At 32.5% G+C, this 16,561-nt stretch carries 15 protein-coding genes; 8 read left to right on the top strand and 7 right to left on the bottom strand.

Annotation, left to right across the window (positions count from 1 at the left end):
- Positions 1-298: 298 nt before the first annotated feature.
- The 4 genes from NSQ59_RS27850 to NSQ59_RS27835 form a co-directional block, all read right to left on the bottom strand.
- Positions 299-493 (bottom strand): YopX family protein, encoded by a 195-nt coding sequence (locus NSQ59_RS27850; RefSeq protein WP_340833442.1) that lies wholly within the window; start codon positions 491-493, stop codon positions 299-301.
- A 39-nt stretch (positions 494-532) separates the two neighbouring features.
- Positions 533-772: a hypothetical protein gene (locus NSQ59_RS27845; protein ID WP_340833440.1), complete on the bottom strand. Its 240-nt coding sequence runs from the start codon at positions 770-772 to the stop codon at positions 533-535.
- A gap of 95 nt (positions 773-867) precedes the next feature.
- The gene (locus NSQ59_RS27840; protein WP_340833439.1) at positions 868-1,140 is read right to left on the bottom strand and encodes a hypothetical protein; all 273 of its coding nucleotides are present in this window, start codon (positions 1,138-1,140) and stop codon (positions 868-870) included.
- Positions 1,141-1,199: 59 nt separating this feature from the next.
- Positions 1,200-1,439: a hypothetical protein gene (locus NSQ59_RS27835; RefSeq protein WP_340833438.1), complete on the bottom strand. Its 240-nt coding sequence runs from the start codon at positions 1,437-1,439 to the stop codon at positions 1,200-1,202.
- Between the two features lie 756 nt (positions 1,440-2,195).
- Here NSQ59_RS27835 and NSQ59_RS27830 point away from each other — a divergent pair.
- The 8 genes from NSQ59_RS27830 (at position 2,196) to NSQ59_RS27800 (ending at position 7,475) form a co-directional block, all read left to right on the top strand.
- A complete protein-coding gene (locus tag NSQ59_RS27830; protein WP_340833436.1) occupies positions 2,196-2,540 on the top strand; it encodes a YolD-like family protein in 345 nt (114 codons plus the stop codon).
- 149 nt (positions 2,541-2,689) lie between these two features.
- Positions 2,690-3,562, top strand: coding sequence for a DNA cytosine methyltransferase (locus NSQ59_RS27825; protein WP_340833433.1), 873 nt, complete (start codon positions 2,690-2,692; stop codon positions 3,560-3,562).
- A 15-nt stretch (positions 3,563-3,577) separates the two neighbouring features.
- Positions 3,578-3,763, top strand: coding sequence for a helix-turn-helix domain-containing protein (locus NSQ59_RS28065; RefSeq protein ID WP_445669254.1), 186 nt, complete (start codon positions 3,578-3,580; stop codon positions 3,761-3,763).
- Positions 3,764-3,859: 96 nt separating this feature from the next.
- Positions 3,860-4,591 carry a DUF2786 domain-containing protein gene (locus tag NSQ59_RS27820; RefSeq protein ID WP_340833431.1) on the top strand — a complete coding sequence of 244 codons (732 nt, stop codon included), beginning with the start codon at positions 3,860-3,862 and terminating at the stop codon, positions 4,589-4,591.
- 19 nt (positions 4,592-4,610) lie between these two features.
- Positions 4,611-4,748, top strand: a complete 138-nt coding sequence (locus NSQ59_RS27815; RefSeq protein WP_340833429.1) for an FbpB family small basic protein — start codon at positions 4,611-4,613, stop codon at positions 4,746-4,748.
- 139 nt (positions 4,749-4,887) lie between these two features.
- Positions 4,888-5,199, top strand: coding sequence for a hypothetical protein (locus NSQ59_RS27810; RefSeq protein WP_340833428.1), 312 nt, complete (start codon positions 4,888-4,890; stop codon positions 5,197-5,199).
- 587 nt (positions 5,200-5,786) lie between these two features.
- Positions 5,787-6,791 carry a DNA cytosine methyltransferase gene (locus NSQ59_RS27805; RefSeq protein WP_340833427.1) on the top strand — a complete coding sequence of 335 codons (1,005 nt, stop codon included), beginning with the start codon at positions 5,787-5,789 and terminating at the stop codon, positions 6,789-6,791.
- A 213-nt stretch (positions 6,792-7,004) separates the two neighbouring features.
- Complete coding sequence (locus tag NSQ59_RS27800; RefSeq protein ID WP_340833425.1) at positions 7,005-7,475, top strand: hypothetical protein; 471 nt, start codon at positions 7,005-7,007, stop codon at positions 7,473-7,475.
- 46 nt (positions 7,476-7,521) lie between these two features.
- Here the strand turns inward: NSQ59_RS27800 and NSQ59_RS27795 are convergent, their stop codons facing one another.
- From NSQ59_RS27795 to NSQ59_RS27785, 3 genes are all read right to left on the bottom strand, one after another.
- Entirely contained in the window at positions 7,522-14,022 is a 6,501-nt protein-coding gene (locus NSQ59_RS27795; protein ID WP_340833423.1) for an SNF2-related protein, read from the bottom strand.
- Between the two features lie 63 nt (positions 14,023-14,085).
- Positions 14,086-14,343 carry a hypothetical protein gene (locus NSQ59_RS27790; protein ID WP_340833420.1) on the bottom strand — a complete coding sequence of 86 codons (258 nt, stop codon included), beginning with the start codon at positions 14,341-14,343 and terminating at the stop codon, positions 14,086-14,088.
- A 69-nt stretch (positions 14,344-14,412) separates the two neighbouring features.
- On the bottom strand, positions 14,413-16,461 hold the full coding sequence (locus NSQ59_RS27785; protein WP_340833419.1) for a DNA topoisomerase: 2,049 nt from the start codon (positions 16,459-16,461) through the stop codon (positions 14,413-14,415).
- Between the last annotated feature and the right edge of the window lie 100 nt (positions 16,462-16,561).

The following is a 16,561-nucleotide window of genomic DNA, read 5'->3' as shown; positions in this document are numbered from 1 at the left end:
TAATTCGGATTTTATATTTACATAACAATCTTTATCCAAAATATCCAACTCCTTTGTGCCAAATAATCTTCGTACTATGCAACAGTACCTTCACCTAAACACTTTTCACATTCTTGCCAATCGGTTCCTCGTTCGTTAGAAAAATAGCCCTCACCCTTGCATTCATTACAAACTTTTTCCATTATCCAAAACCTCCAATTTATTATCCAAATTAGATTTTTAATGAACCAAAACTACAATATTACTATCCAAACTAAGCATTAACTTCGTACTGTACAGCATCCAGTTAGTTGTTTTCTTATGCCTTTTCAACGATTTCAATTCTATCTTGCCAATGTTCTAAACCTGCATAACTACTACTTCCGTTTTGTTTTCCAATAAAGCCACCATCACGCTGTACTACTGTATAGGTGATGTTTTTGTCACCCATATGGTAAATGTTACCCTCATAGATTCTCTTACCATTCTTGTCTTTTAAGCCTGTATATTGCATTAAAATTCTCTCCTTTACTTAGTGAACAGTATGGTTCAACTACGCTAGATTCAATTCTTTAATGATTTTTCCTACTACTTTACGAACCCTATTATTAAAGTTCGTTTCTCCATACTGGGTGTTCAGAACAATTTCCTCATTTAAATCCCTTGTTAAATCTAATGTAATGATATAACTGTAATTTACGGGAGATATGTGTAATCTCTGATTTTCATCATCAATAACTGCGTATACTTCTTCGAAATCAGTAATAGGAAATTTAAGTAGCTTTGCTTTCATATCTTTTCACTCTCCTTTACATAATGGTTCCACAGTACATCAAATTCGTAACGTGTATTAATCTAATCTTTCAATATTTGATCTTCTAATAATTACTATTCGATTGGAAAATCATAATAAGTCATAACCTGATACATTTCTCCGAGTTCCCGTAAAATTTCTCGATAAGATAAACCACGTTCAAGCACCCATTCATGAACAAAGGTATTCAATTTTTCTTTTTCACCATTTATTAAATACATAATGTTTTGATGTATAAATACTAATTGTTCTTTTCTATCCAAAACTTCAGGATTAAAGTTCTTAATAATCCAATGTAAGCTATCATATATTTCTTGCTTGTATGATCCTTCACTGAATAACGACATTTCTATCACTCCTTATTTTTTTTAAAACTCCATGCTAATTGTGTCAGATAGTTATTCTACTATAAATCATCTTCTTTTATGAAGTATTCTTTATACACCGAACTATTTTTAATATCCTCGCTTAAATACCTCATGACTTCTATAGTATCCGTTACATGTGTTTCCTTTGGGTTTTGTTCTGCTAATACTTCATATATTTCAGTTAACTCGTCTGATATTTCAACACCTTCATTACGTGCTGTGTAATAAAGAGCCTTAAAGATAATATCAGCTTGTATATCGGAAATAGGCTTATTCATTTATGCTCCTCCTCTTTGTCGCATTTCGGGTCTACTTTGTTACTCTATTTCATCTGCATTCATAAGTTTATTACATTTAGGACACTTTTGTTTAACTAATATTATTGTGGAAAACATAAACTCCCCACAGTCTTTACAAGAATATTCAATCATTATACATTCTTCTTGTAATTTTACCATTTGCCCCTCCTATAACTCAATTCATATTTTACACTATAATTTACATTCCTTTTCCTATAGTATAGCGCTTTTATATTTGTAAAACAAGAGTATACCTATAGTTTACACAAAACAAAGTTAGTAAGAATAGTACTTTTACTATTAATGATATTCCTACTAACTTTAGTATTTGGAAAATATCTATTATAAAAAAGCTAAAGTGAAATAGAACATGATTGAGATATAAATGAATCAAAATCAAAGTAGAGCATATTAAGAAAAAATGCACTTTAAGGAAAAATCTATTAATTAAAAATAAAATTATAAAAAAACATTTTAAAAGAAAAAAAGTAAAATGGAGTTGTTTCTTGATAAATGTTCTTTATTTATATGAGGAAAGAAAGTTACCTAAAAAAAGTGTATATATAATAGGAAGAAACTCGGTATAAAAATTAGAATTGTTGAGCGATATTTAAATAGTAAGCTTCCTGTTTTTTAGTATTTGTATTAAAACAATTAGATAAGTATCTCTTTTAAATAAACACAATTTCTTATATAATAAGAACAAGTGTTCTCATTGAAAAGGAGTGAATAATGATGGATTTTGATAAAATAAAAGATCGTGGCTTAAAAAAGTGGAATGGATTTTTCATGTCCGAGCATGTGGAAGGAATAAAGCAAATTTGGATTGATGAGAAACGAATTCAAAAGCCTTTGTTAGATGATTACCAGGTGCAAGAATTTGAGGAACGGATTCACTTTGCGAAAGAAAAAAAACTTAGAATAGAGTTTACTGTTTTCGACAATGGATTTACTGAAGTGTTTAATGGTAAGATACATTCTTTTGACCAAATCAAACATCAAATAAAGCTTTTATTGGATGACAATTCTTTTGAGTACATTTTATTTGGTGAAATTATGGATGTGCAGATAAAAGACTAGAACCGTCTACGGACGGTTTTTATTATTTGTAGATATATTGCAGTACATTAAAAAAATACTACTTTTCCTGCAATTATTATATTTACTACTTTTACTAATGGTAGTATAATATATATTAAAATAGATAATCAGTATTTAAGGAGGAAAATATGATTACGGCAAAAAGTTACTTTAGTGGTGCAGGCGGAATGGATTTAGGCATGATAGAAGCAGGGATTCATGTTCTTGAATCTTTTGAAATTGATAAGACTGCATGTGAAACTTTAAGAAGGAATTTTACACATAAAGTAAATGAAAGTGATATTACGAAGATCACAGTATTAGACCAACAAGAAGCCGACGTATATATTGGTACATTTCCTTGTACTAAATATAGCAATATTGCTGATATTCACGGGACACGAACCGGGGACGATTTATTTCTTCATTTTTTTCGTCACGTAGCATTGGCTCAACCAGAAGTTTATATAGTAGAGAATGTTCCTGGAATGAGAAAATTCCAAGTCGTTATGGAATGTCTTACTAAACTACCCAATTATTATGTTAGGGTGGAATGTCCTGTCAATGCAAATATGTGGCTTCCACAGGAAAGAAAAAGATTAATAGTCATTGGTACTAAAAGGCCTTTTTATAGTTTAAGATATCCTGAAAGTAGACCCGTAAGAATGAGAGATATTATTGATGTTGGCACAGAGGTGTATACACCTGATTACGTTCTTAGGCGTTTAAATGGGATGTATCGTGACAAGCCTATAATCACCGACTTAGATGGAATTGCTCCTACTTGCGTGGCTCATTATGCAAAAGATAGATCAACAAGACTTATTAACGATGGGGTATCTGTAAGACCTTATTCGGTAAGAGAATATGCTAGGTTACAAGGTTTTCCCAATTGGTTTGAGTTTGCAGGGACAGATAATGACGCATATAGACAGATAGGTAATGCGGTACCTACTTTTATGGGAAGATGGATTGGAACCGAAATTAAGAGATATTTCAACGACTATTCTAGGGCTTCTTAGTCGTTGAAAGAAGGGGTGTATGTGTTGAAAGAGTCAATTGGTACTAAATTAAGACTAATGAGGTTCGCGAAAAATATTACCCAGAAAGAAGTAGCAGAAAAGTTAGGAATCAACATAAACACAGTAAGTGCTTATGAAAACGATAAAATTAAGCATGAGATAGGTTTAGTAAAGAGATTTATAAAGTTATATAATGAATAGCCTATTACGTGCAGTATTAATATTTTGGTCTAAAAATATAAAATTTATACCTTACTATATAAAAGTTTTTTGAAGCAGAAAGAGGGGAACACTTAGATGGATAATAGGAATGATGGAATAATAAAAAAAATAAAAGGGCTACTTGCTATAGCTAACGACAATAAAAATGATGAAGAATCCCAATCAGCTTTTATAATGGCACAGAAATTAATGATTAAATATGATATCTCGATGGGGGAAGTTGAATCTAAAAAAGAAAGCCAAGATATTAAGCAAGGACAAGTTACGGTACATAAGAAGCTTTTTTGGTGGGAAAGAAAACTAGCGATCATTATTTCTAACAATTTTAGAGTGAAATTCTTTTATAATAATAAACATTTGAATGGTCAAAAGAAAATCAAAAGAGCAATCGTTTTTTTAGGTTTTGACAGGGATGTTGAATTGGCCAAAGAAATGTATGTTTTAGCATATGACGTTTTAACATTTTATACAAAGCAGTTTGTAGAAGAACAATATAAAGATAAAGGTTTCTTTAGAGATCATGGAAAGACGGCGGATTACAAGAATTCTTATATTCGGGGGTTTCTGGAGGGAATGGATACTCGTTTTAAAGAGCAGGTAGAAAAAATGAAACAAGAATTTGGTTTAATGGTTTTACTACCTGTTGAGGTTCAATCTGCATATGATGAAATGTTCGCGGGGACCAAGGGTATAGGTTTTCAGTTGCCGCCAATAGGAGAAATTCAAGCTTATCAAAGAGGGTTTAGCGAAGGGAATCAAGTCGATTATACAAGATCTTCAATAGATGATGAAATTGTAATGAACTGATGTAAGGAGAGTTTAATATATGAGAGCAAAAAGAAAATTATCTTTAGAACAACTAATAGAAAGTAATAAAAAAGAGATAATGAGCAATAAGGAATATATCAGGAACATAGAAGAAAGAATTGATAATAAGCATCAAAGTAATATGAAAAGGGAGTAGCAATTAGCTACTCCCTTTAATTTGTCAAATGTAAATTTAATAATTATTTTAGTGCACTTATTACTATTAGTTTATTTACTAAAAGTAGTAAAAGTAGTATAATGATATTAAGAAATCCCGAAAGGAAGGAATAAACAGTATGCAATATTTAGATGAAACTCTTCGATTTATAGTTGATGAAGATTACCCGAACAAAGTGACTGATTACTATTCTCTTTCTCTAAAGGAAATAGAAGCTATATTAAACATCCAGCCAGTTAATAAAGAAAGAATAGCGAACGAGAAAATGATCCAATTTACTACGGTTGATGATTGGTTCCAAGTAAAAGGCGAATTAGATTTTTTAAGGGGATTGGAGGACTATCATCGTATGATTTCGATTTTCGGTTATGAAATAGTGGATGACCATTATATACGAATCTATTACAAACAAACAATTTCATTTAGTTAGAAGATTCCAGAATAATAGTAATTATAATATAGGTACTATGTTTACTAAATAACCTACTAATAGTATATTTATTATAAGTACTAATAATAGTATAATTTGATTAGGGAATAAAATAGGGGGTAGTAAAAATGCAGGTTATTATTCAAAAGAAGTGGATGGGAATTGAAATTTATACAGTTGGAAGAAAACCAAAAAAATACTCAGCGAAATGGACTAAAAAAAAGTGTGCTTCTGAGAGCGAGAGGAAATGAGATATGGAAAAATGTACGTTTTGCGGAAGAGAGTTTGAATGTAATACAAAGTTTGTGGGTGGCTATACGATTTTGGAAGTGTGTACAGATTGTGAGATTGAAATTTTAGATGAGGAATAAAGGAGAGGGGTGTTTCTCTTCCTCCCTCTTCTTTCATATCGTTTATTACTAATTTATCTTTGGGACACATTCCCTTTGTTCTTAGTTTAATTTTCGGTAGGGGAGATACTATTCTTATTACATTGAGTAACATTACTAATAATACTATTCCCATTACGTTGAGTAACATTACTAATAATACTATTTTTGTACCTATATAATTTGGAGGGATGAAGGTTGATAAAGATTCTTGAGTTATTTGGAGGAATAGGAGCACCTCGTAAGGCGCTTATAAATCTAGGTATTAATCATAAATGTATTGATTATGTAGAATGGCAACCCAATAGAGTTAAAGCTTATAACGCATTATATGACCATTTACATCAACCTCAAGATGTAAGAGGCTGGAACTTAAAACCTGATATTTTGGTACATGGTTCACCTTGCCAGGATAACAGTAGGGGGAATATAAAAAGAAAAGGAGTCGCAAAGGATTCTCGCTCCCAATTAATGATTGAGACATTACGGATTATCAAAGAAATGGGTACATGGAAACCAAAAGTAGTCATTTGGGAGAATGTAAAAGGAGTACTTGATCGTAATGTAATACCTATTTTTAATTATTATCTACAGGAAATGAAGAATTTAGGTTATACGAATTCCTTCGATGTTTTGGACGCTCGAAATTTTGGCATTCCACATGCAAGAGAAAGAGTTTTCTGTATTTCTTTATTAGGCAATGCAATGTTTGATTTTAGTAAGTTGCAACATCAACCTATGAGAAGCATAAATGAGTTTTTGGAATATGGACCGAATGATAATATTCCAGAACAATATCTTATCACCGTTCCTTCAATGCTTAGTAAAATTAAAGAATTTAATCCAAAGCCAATAGGAAGATATAAGAGACAATTAGATGTTATTGAAAACTATTGCTATACAATAACCGAAAGACAAGATCGTTGTCCAAACGCAGGTATTATTCGATTAAATCAGCCACAATATCGCTATTTGACAGAGCGAGAATGTTGGAGATTGCTTGGGTTTAATGATGAAGATTTTGAACTTATGTTAAAAGAGTTTCCGACAAAAGAAGGTAAACGTAATGCAACACTTTATGCTTTAGCTGGTAATAGTATTGTAGTTCAGGTGCTTGAAGCAATATTCAAAGTGATCATCAATGAGGACTACGGAACAGAACTAATTGCTGATTCAAGTGGGCAATTACAACTTGTATGTTGATGTTAATAGGAATAAAAAAATTAAAAAAAATATAAATACTATCTTTACTATTTGTACTACTTTTAGTATAATTAGTATTAGAAAGGGGGCGAGATATTCATACGGAATATTAATACAAAATGGCATATTCCGAAATATTGTAAATTACATAATACTAAAATAACAACTATGATATAATAAAACTACTAATTATATGTAAATGGAGGAATAATTATGAAAAAAGTTACTAAAATTATCACAGGTGTTACTTTCTCATTAGGGATTTTATCAGCTTCTTTCTACAGTTTCCACAATCCATCGGTAACTGCGGCAAGCAAATCTACGACAACGAAGCCTGTAGCTACTAAAACTGTAACCGCAAAATCAGTAGATACAAAGCCTGTGGTAACACAAAAAGAAACTACAAAAGCTGAATCAAAACTCAATATTGAAAGCAAATTCTATGCACAATCAACAAATGGAGATTCTCAAACAGGTTTTGTTGCTTTAGTAGGGGAATTAGGAAAGGGTAGAGATCAAATGCCTAGATACTTCGAGTATGATAAGGATGGTTATAAAGGTACTTTAAGTATTGCACAAGTATTTCTTACTCCTGACACGCAAGATGAAAAAGATCCTAATAAACAAAGATGGTATTCTTACTATCAAGGGACAATTACAAAAGTTACTGAAACATCGAAATAAAAATGAATAGCCCTAGGACAGCTAGAAACTGTCCTAGGGCTATTTTTTATCTTTCCAATTCATAAGCATTATTTTTTGATGGAGAGGATAATGACGGTTCCTCTTTTTTTGATTCATCATATTGTTTTATTTCATTTTCAAATTCTAATTTCAAATTTAATTCTGTTTGTTTTTTTATTAGGGAAGTAAGTTGTTCTTCGTATACAAAAGGCTTTTCTAGTTCGGACTTTATATCTTCCATTTGTATTTTTGTATTCTCAATATTTGTCTCTAGTTCTCTTATCTTTTTAGGATATTCTTGAACAACACTTTCTAATCTTTGGATGTTTCCTTTTTCATCTTTCAGCAGTCGTACTTCAAGGCTACTTTCACCTTGTAACCCAACTAGCATTTCATTAAATACATTTCTCCTAGCAAAGACCCTTAAAGATTTATATTCCCCAATTATTAACGGTTTTTCATCAATGGTTTTTGAATTAACTACTGCTTTTAAAGCTTCTCCGGCCTCTTTTTGATCCGTATACATTTCTCCAGCAATTTGTATTTGAAAGCTGTCCTCTTTACTTTGAAGGGCAGTAGTTAAATCATTTTCGTATTTACTAATAGATTTTTGATATTCTTTTATCCTTGTCGGAAAAGTTTTATTTAGATTTTCTTCCATTTGTGCTTTTTCATTACTCCAACGATTCTTTACTAAACGTAATCGGGTAATTTCATTGTCGAGTGTCATTTTTTCAAGCAATAAAGGATTATCTGTAGCGATTGCTTTAACTTCTGCTGCGGTTAAAACAGTTTCGTCAGTATCATCACAAGAACGTGAAATATTTTTACCCGTCATCACTTGAGAGATATAGCGCAGTTTTTGTTCTTGAATTTGCCATAGGTACCCGTCGAACGTTCCTTTTGTAACGTAACGATATATAGCAACTTCCTCATTGGTATTACCTTGTCTTAGTATACGTCCATCTCTTTGTGTTAAATCTGCTGGTCTCCAAGGGCAATCAATATGATGTCCGGCAATTAATTTGTCCTGTACATTCGTTCCAGTACCAACTTTATTAGTACTTCCTAAAAGTATGCGTACCTCACCCTTTCGGACTTTAGAAAATAGTTTATCTCTTTGGACATCCGTTTTAGCATCATGGATAAATGCTATTTCCTCTGAAGGTATACCCTTTTTCATTAATTGATTCTTTATTTCATCATAAACGTTGAATTTATTTGGTTTTGGAGTTCCACTATCACAAAAGATCATTTGCGTTGACTTTTTATCTTTTGTTTCTTCCCAAATCTTATAAACGTTTTTGACGCACATATTTAATTTAGAATGTTCATTAACGGGTGCATTTTCATCAATTAATCGTGGGTCAATCGCCATTAGCTTTGCCTCATGTGTTAGTTTAAGCATATTGTCAATGGATGGATCAACTGCCCCGTCTCTAATCAATTCTGACCTTTCTACAAATTCGTCCATTTTTTCTTTTTGGAAGTCCGAACACTCAGATACAATTATTTGCGCTTTGTCACCTTTTAATTTAGGTACAGGTAACTTTAACATTTCAGCAGTTTGAATGTCTGCTACTTGGTTGAACATATTCATTAATTCTGGAAGGTTATGAAACTTTGAAAACCTTGATTTCATTCGATACCCTGAACCTTCAGGTGTCATTTCTAGTGATGACACCACTTCACCAAATGTCCCTGCCCAATTATCAAAGAATTCAAGTCCTGCACGTTGCAAAGAATCAGGCTGTAGGAACCTTTGCATAACAAACAATTCCGACATACTGTTAGTTATCGGTGTACCTGTAGCAAAAATAACACCCCTACCTTGATTTATCTCTTGAATATATTCACATTTCATCTTCATATCGGTTGCACGTTGGCTACTCGAAGTACCAATTCCGGCTACATTCTGTAATTTTGTAACAGTATGAAGATTTTTATATGCATGTGCTTCATCAACAAACAAACAGTCTACTCCGAGTTCCTCAAAATTTATTACGTCATCCTTTTTTTCTTCATTAATTAGTTTTTTTAACCGATTTTCTAATGATTTTTGGAAAATGACGAGTTGTTTTACACTCCAGTTATTTCCCTGTTCCTTTTTTGCTTGTTGAATTTCATAAGATAATGTTTGTATTTCTTTTCGTAAATTATTTTCTTGACGTTCTTTCGATATTGGTATTTTTTCAAATTGACTATGACCAATAACTACTGCATCGTAATCTCCTGTGGCAATTTTCGAAACAAAGCGTTGACGATTTTTCTTTTCAAAATCTTTTTTTGTGGTGACGAGAACATTCGCCCCAGGATAAAACCTTAAAATTTCTTTCGCCCATTGGTCTATCGTATGGTTCATAACTACAAACATTGGCTTTTTCACTGCGCCAATCTGCTTTAACTTCATAGCAGCTGCAATCATGGCGGCGGTCTTTCCTGCACCAACTTCATGCGCCATTAATGCCCTTCCTGTAGATAAGATTCTAGCAACAACATTTTTTTGATGTGACCTTAATTGCATTTCTTCATTCATTTCAGGAAAGGTTAAGTGTTCCCCATTATAAGTTCTTGGCCGTATATTATTAAAATTATCATTGTATATTTGCAATAAATGTTCTGACCGTACAGGGTCTTGAAATAACCAATTTTGAAATGCTTCCTGAATCTCTTGTTGTTTTGATCTTGCAATCATGGTTTCTTTTGGATTAACGACATACTTTACTTGAGTTTTCCCATTATTGTCTAAATACTGTTTAGGATCTCGGACGGTAGAATCTTGTAAATTTAAACAGTCCTCAAATATTTGGTACCCGTTTCTACGAGCAGTACCATAAACAGAATTTACTTTTACAGAATTACTTTCTCTATCTTTTCCCTCTACTTTCCAAGTGTTGGTGAATGTTGAATATTCCAACTTAATTCCGTAAGCACTAGTTTTATTAAAGGTTGATGTTCCAAGTAAATCGTACATAAATTCCTGATAATATTCTTTAGGAATCCAAGGCGAACCGATTCGAAAGTGGATGTCACCAGGTAACAATTTCGGTGGTTGTACATCTTCTAAAGCTTCTACATTCCGTTGAAACAAGTTAGGATGTTTTGTAGCCATTAGTCTTGCATATGCTAATTTATCATGGACATTCCCAGTTAAATATTCATCGCTTGTTTCCCATCCTTTAGTTATGTCTCCTGTATATTTTTCAGGGTTTAAATATATAAGATTCCCTAACTCTTTAATAATAGTTTCAGGATCGCTCTTACATAATTTAGACATATATGGAATGTCGACCTGCAAATTATGATTTAATGACATTTCTAATGCTTCTTGGGCTGTTTCCGCATAATCTTTAACTACTTGTGGACGAATAGTAGCTTTGTAAAAAATAGCTGCCTTTTTAAAGGTTTTATCACTCTGTTCATCCTCAATAGATAAAAGCAAAGGTAATTGTTCATCTTCAAAAAATGCTCTCTGATTAACAGGATCATTAATGTACCCGTATTTGCTAACAAATTCATCATATTTTTTGTTTAAAATTTCTTGTCTCTTTTTTAGTTCAGATTCTTCATATGGTGATGTTTGTATATCAATGACATCTTTTAATGCAGTACGAATTTCACACAAACCCATTATTCTTTTGGCAGTTGTTTTATTTATATTTTGCGGAATTAATTTTTTATTTTCGCAGTAATAAAGTTTATTGTTTTGTACTACATAAGTGAAATTCTTTGTACCTATAGGTGCATCCAAAACATCAGTATGAGTATCTTCTGTTTTTTCCTCTTCATTTGTGTTAACTACTTTAGCAGTAAATGAGCCATTAATATTCTCCATAGCTTCATCTATTGCCTTTAATAGATCTTGACCCTCATGAGCCACACATGTATATTGACGGGAACCATCATAATAACCGTCAAATTCAATTTCCCCTAACATCATATGGGGGTTTTCAATGAAATAATTATTAATTTCTATATGATTATTTGGCATTGGACTTATATCAATCCAATTTGGCCGGATTGATAAATCATTGATATTAATCATTTCTTCCCTTTTTTTCAAAAAGAGAATGTCTGTCGTAACTTCCGTGCCAGCTATTGATTTAAAAGCATTATTAGGTAATCGAATAGCCCCTAGCAATTCGCTTCTTGCCGCCATATACTCCCTTATTTTTGTACTCTTTTTATCCATTGTCCCTTTTGAGGTAATAACAGCTATGATTCCTCCGGGTTTAACAACGTCTAAAGATTTAGCGATAAAGTAGTCATGGATCAAGAATTTATGTTCATCATAGCGCTTGTCAGACACTTGAATATTATTAAAAGGGATATTCCCTATAACTACATCAAATTGATTATCCTTAAAATTTGTAGTTTCATAGCCTTGTACCAAAATATTAGCGTTTGGATATAATTGTTTCGCTAACCTTCCTGTTATGCTATCTAATTCCACCCCTGTTAAATTAGATTGATTCATAGATTCAGGCAATACAGAAAAGAAATTACCCGTACCCATTGCTGGATCTAAAATGTTTCCATTTTCAAATCCGAATTTATTTAAGGCACCATAAATTTTCTTAACGATATTCGGGTCAGTGTAATAAGCAGTTATAGTGCTTTCCATTGCTTCCCTGTATTCTTTATCCGTTAGTAATGTCTTTAATTCTAATTGTTCTTTTTCCCACTTTTCATTTTCTGTAGAGAAAACATTTGCAAGACCACCCCAACCAACATACTTAGCAAGCACTATTTGTTGTTCAGGTGTTGCAATTTGTTTATTTAGTTCTAATTGCTTTAATAAACGGATGGCTTCGATATTATTCTTAAATTTGGTTTTTTCTCCACTTGGATACAAATCATCGGATTCATTATACCGATAATTTTGTACAATAGTTTCCTGCCCATTAGTTGTTTCTGTAGGAACAATATTGGAATCCTGATTATTATCTGCTTTATTTTCTTGTTCGTTATAGGATTCCAATTCTACCCTTTCTGAAGGGGATAGATATTGTTTAAGGCTAATTAATTGTCTAATACGTTTAGCAGCATTTGTCCATGTTATTTGCTTTTTTGCCGTATCCTTTGTAATAAATAGCCCTTTGCTATCGCAATTTACAAATAAACTTGAATTTCCCCAACCTCCAATGCCATACTCCTTTTTAAGGAACGTGGCTGCTTCACTATCTGTTGGGTTCGTTGCAAATAAATTCACTACACGTAATTTTCCATTTTCAAATCCAGTACCATGAATCAGGACATCATCAATATCTTTTTGGGTGATGGTTACGGAAGATTCTTCATTTCCAGTAATATTTTCCGTGTCCTGTTCCTCATTACTTTCCCCAATAGAATCCCAGTCATTAAATAATTCTAATTGTCCATTTTCCTCTTTAGAAATAACAAAAGAACTTGTTTCATCACTCGAAACAAGTTCTTTTTCTTCTATTTCATCATTATTTATCTGGGTTGATACACGAATTCCTTGAGGACGATCTCCTCTGCCTGTGCCTTCAATTGATTCTTGTGTTGGGTTGTTAGAAATATGTCCTCCGTTTTCGGTTGCGGATTCGTTTTCTCTAAGTCCCTCATTAGATTGATAATCTTCTCTTTCGCTTCCTTGTCTACTTGGTGCATCGTTTCCATGAGTGTCCCTGTCATTACTAATTCCGAGAACCGAAGTGGATTCGTTTCCTGTAGATACGCCATTGCCCTTTTCCCGTAAATCCCCAGGGGTTGATCGTGTTGCGGATTGTTGCTTATTTGAATGTTCGGGTAAAGTAGTCCGTCTTTCTCTTGGTAAACTAAATTGTCTGTCATTATCCATATTCCTTTCTAATATAAAATTTTTCTTTATTAACGCAATTTCATTCATAACTGCTTTTGTGCTATTTGTAACTAGGTTTCCTAATAAATTCACTTTAGCAATAGAATCAATATTTTTTAAATAGGACATATCTAAATTACTGGCAGCTACCAATCCACATTTTTCTCTCACTGCATATTGCGAGCTGGCCACAACTAGATTATAAAGTGAATTCACTTGCATTTTGTATTCAGCATCATTCAGTTCATTAGCGAATGTTTGTTCAAAATAATCCTCTGCATTAAGAAAGTGAATTTTAGCGATATTTTTCACTAAATCATCAATAGCTTCTTCAAGTGAATGATTAGGATTTTGTGATATTGCTTTTATAATAAAATCCTTCTCTTGATCTTGGATTTCCCATTGTGGTTTTTGCAAAACATTGCCTGTAGTTTGAGAAATATCAAAGAGATAGTCAACTTTACTTTGGCCATTTTCAAACTTAATAACCTCTATGGCTTTTGAATTATGCTTAATAATTCTATTAAATTGTTTCCAAATGCTTAGAGGCGCCAACATACTAACATTTGGGTTTTGAGCATATACAAGTACTGCTTGGTCAAATGGATACTTATGTATCTGCGCAGCAAACGATAAATATTTCTTCCATTCATCTTCAGATTTCATTAATGTGCTAAGAGTTGTTTTGTAAATGGATTGCAATGTTGTCAATTTCTTAGACAATACAAACACTTCCTTTAGTACTTATAATAATATTACTACTTTTAGTATTTTTGTCAACTTACTTTATCGCTCTAATTCGAAGATTTTCTTTTTTCTAATAGGTTTTTCCTTTATAACTTCTGGAACCTCGGTTACTTCATAATCACTATTTTCAATAGCAACAATTGCTTTGTCTATATCTGTAAATTCGACGTCTGGATCATTCCAAAATATATCATTTGCGAAATACAAGACATCATCTTCACTTAACTGCATGTGTGTTTCATCATTCTGTAAGTCTTTAATTGTGTATGTTTTTACTGTTTTTACTGCTTTCCCCAAAATAGAATTCCCCTTTCTTAAAAAGAAAAGTATTGATATATTCCAGTTTTTATCAATGCTTACTTAATCTTATTTAACTATTTCTACCCATGATTTTTCCTTATTAAAAATCACCTCCTTTTGGTAGGAGGTTCCTGACTGGCTTTTTAGATTCACTTTAACCTTTTCACCTGATAACAGTTTCTTTGCTTCCCTGACGGTTATATTTTTCTTTCCGAGTTTCTCTAACCCGTTTTTCCAAAGGCTCGTTTTGCACCCATCTTTATATCCACTACAATAATAGTTTTTGGTACCCTCATACATGTCCTTACCACATTTAGGACACCTTGCAACAACTTCCTTTACGGATGTATCTGTAGCGACTTCTTTAATATTTTGCCTAATTTCAGTAGCAATGTTTTTAACAAGCGTTTCTAAATTAGAATAAAATTTATCCTTACTCATTTGGTTATTTTGAACGTCTAAAAGCATGTTTTCAAATAACGCAGTCAGTTTGGGACTATATAAGCTAAAACCCTGCGGCATCATCCCAATGATGTCTCTACCTAGTTTGGTAGATACTAATTGTTTGCCTTTCCTTTCAACAAATTCTCTATTAATAAGCAATTCGATAATTGCTGCACGAGTTGCAGGTGTTCCAATTCCTTCTACTGTTTTCATTATTTTTTTATCACTCTCATCTTGAAGGAATTTACCTGCGTTTTCCATATCACTCAATAGAGACTTTTCGTTATAACGTTTAGGTGGGGACGTTTCCTTGGCTTTTAACTGATATTCCTGTATATTGTTCATCGTTAATTCAGGTAAAAGAGGTACTTTTGTCTGCTCCGCAAATACCTCTCTCCAACCAAGTTTAATTAATGCTTTTTCCTCTGCTTTGAATGTATGGCCATTATCCGTAAAGAAGGCAATTGATTTTTGATAAATAGCCGGAGGATAAAAGGCACTTACAAAACGGTTAAAGATCTCGGTGTATAATATACCTTCGTCTTGTGAAAGTGCATTAAAGTTTGGTATTTCAGAAGTAATAATAATAGCTTCATGGTCAGTTACTTTGCTAGGATCTACAAATGACTTTTCAATCGTATAATTATTGTCTAATACATGTTTGATAAACGGATTATCAGAATGCTGCTTAAGTAATTCAGGTATTTCTTCATCATTAGCGATATACTGCGAACTAGTTCTTGGATAGGTTACTAATTTCCTTTTTTCATATAACATCTGTGTAATATCGAGTGTTTTCTTCGCCGACCAGCCAAAACGATCATTCATGTGCATTTGTAATTTAGTTAAATCAAATAAATTTTTTGGTTTTTCCTTTTCTTCTTTAATTTCGCAAGTGTAATTTTCACGTTTATTCAACGAATTTAAGATTTTTATTGCTTCCTCTTTTGTTAACTGTGTATCCTTTTCTACTAACAGTTCAAAATCTATTTCCTTCTTTTGTGTTTCCGCCACGATGGTATAATGAAGTACTTTTTGGAAGCTTTCTATAATACTGTCTCTTTTAACAATCATAGCCAAAGTGGGTGTCTGTACTCGGCCAAGAGAAAGCAACTTTGTACTTTTACTTAATTTTGTTAATAGTTGAGTTGCATTTATTCCTACTAATAGATCTGCTTCTTCACGCAATTGTCCTGCGAGTGCAAGTCCTTCAAATTCATTCGCATCTTTTGCATTGGCATAAGCTTTTTGAATGCCGGTATTGGTCATGTCTTGGCACCATATACGTTTCACTTGTTTATTTAATCCTGTTAACTTATATATTTTTCTAAAAATGTGTTCTCCTTCGCGTCCTGCATCTGTCGAGTTATATATAATTTCTGCCTGCTCCATAAGCTTCTTAATAATTTGATATTGCTCTTTTTTATCATCCTGAAGCTTTAACGGTATATTGCGAATAAAAAAAGGAAGGGTTTCAACATTACCCTTCCATCCCCAATCAGGATTGATTTCTTCAGGCGATTTACAAGAGACTAAGTGTCCAAAAGCATAGGTGAATACCTTTCCGTCTCTTCCTTCGTAGTAACCTTTTTTAGCAATAAAATCTTTGCTTAGACTTTCAGCATAACTTTTAGCTTGGTCAGGTTTTTCACAGACAAATAATTCCTTCACATTAGTTCATCCTTTCACGAATTAAATATAATAAAAATAATGTTCTTAAAAATTCTTATCCATCCAAAAAACGATACCCAAAGTGGAATGCTTAGGATAA

This window comes from Margalitia sp. FSL K6-0131 (genome assembly GCF_038008735.1).
Taxonomy (GTDB): domain Bacteria; phylum Bacillota; class Bacilli; order Bacillales; family Bacillaceae_C; genus Margalitia; species Margalitia shackletonii.
This window is presented reverse-complemented; position numbering and strand designations above follow the sequence as displayed.